Raw genomic sequence first — 1,464 nt, forward strand, 5'->3', positions numbered from 1 at the left:
GGCCCGGTGCCCGCGCCCGGCCTGCACGTCATGACGTGGAACATCCGGCGGCCGGTGCCCGCTGCGCTCACCCGGCCGGCGGACCGGTGGCATCACCGGGCGCCGCGCGTGCGGGCGCTTCTCACATCCGAGCGACCGACCGTTCTGTGCGCGCAGGAGGTGGCCGCCCGACAATTCGCCACCGTGCTCGAGGCCCTCGGCCCGGGCTACGACCACGTCGGTCGTGGCCGCTCGGCGGACGGCGGGGGAGAGGCGTGTCCGATCTTCTTCGACGCGACCCGTCTCGAGCTGCTGGGCTGGGAACAGTCCGCCCTGTCGGACACGCCTCACCGTGCCGGGTCGGTGTCCTGGGGCAACCTGTTCCCCCGGGTGATGGTCGAGGTGCACCTTCGCGACCGGGTCACCGGTCACGACCTGCTGGTGGTCAACACACACCTCGACCCGCTGTCCGGCCGGTCCCGGCTGCGCTCCGCCCGTGCCCTCCTGGAGGTGGTGGCCGCACGGGGCCTGCCGGCCGTCGTGACGGGCGACTTCAACGCGGGCCCGTCGAGCCCGGCCGTGCGCGCACTCCTCTCGGACGGGGTACTGGTGGACAGTTGGCGGGTCGCCCGCGCCCGGCACAGCGAGCAGTGGGGCACCTACGCCGACTACCGGCGCCCGCGACGGGACGGCGCCCGGATCGACTGGATCCTCACCACTCCCGATCTCTCGGTCACCGACGCCGCGATCAATCCGCTCCGCCACGAGGGCGGGTGGCCCTCGGACCATCTGCCGGTGCACGCTGTGGTGCACCCGGCCGGCCCGGGCGATGAGGAGCACAATGGGCGGCGAGACGAGACGCGAGGACAGTGAGGAGCCCGACGGACGTGATCGACAACTTCCTGCGCCCCGCCGGGAGCGCATTCCAGACGGTGGCGGACGCCCTGCGCCTGCTCGGCGTCCTTAGCGTGGTCTCGGCCCTGCTGTTCCACGGGGTGACGGACGCCGCCATCGTGGCCTTCGCCCTACCCGGACTCATGCTGCCCCGGTTCCTCGGCATGCGCGCGTGGGCGGACGTCACCGTGTCGGCCACGCTGCTCGTGGCGGCGTGGAGCAACGTCGTGGACCTCTACCGAACCGTCTGGTGGTGGGACATCCCGATCCACTTCTTCCTGGCCGGCGCCCTGTCTGTGGTGGCGTACGTGTTCTGTGCGCACCGCGGGATCGTGCGGGCGCCGGGTGCCCGCGGGTTCACCGTCACCGGCGCGGTCGTGCTCACCACGGCGTTCGGGCTCGCGCTGGGCGCGATGTGGGAGATGGTCGAGTGGTTCGGCTACGCCTACCTCGCAGACGAGATCTACGTGACCTACGAGGACACCGTCGGGGACTTGGCGGCGGGCGGACTCGGCGCGCTGCTCGCCGGCGTGCTCATGGCCCGTGGCCCAGAGCTGCTGCTCCCCGCGGCCACGCCGCCCGCCCGGCCGG

2 protein-coding genes are annotated in these 1,464 nt (G+C 72.8%); both read left to right on the plus strand.

The window, feature by feature from the left end; translation table 11 throughout:
- Positions 1-852: endonuclease/exonuclease/phosphatase family protein (locus G6024_RS05415; RefSeq protein WP_159148241.1), on the plus strand; the 852-nt coding region annotated here is incomplete at its 5' end.
- A 14-nt stretch (positions 853-866) separates the two neighbouring features.
- The coding region (locus tag G6024_RS05420) for a DUF2238 domain-containing protein (protein ID WP_159148242.1) at positions 867-1,464 on the plus strand (598 nt) is incomplete at its 3' end.

Origin of the sequence: Dietzia maris (assembly GCF_014144855.1) — a bacterium.
Classification (GTDB): domain Bacteria; phylum Actinomycetota; class Actinomycetes; order Mycobacteriales; family Mycobacteriaceae; genus Dietzia; species Dietzia kunjamensis.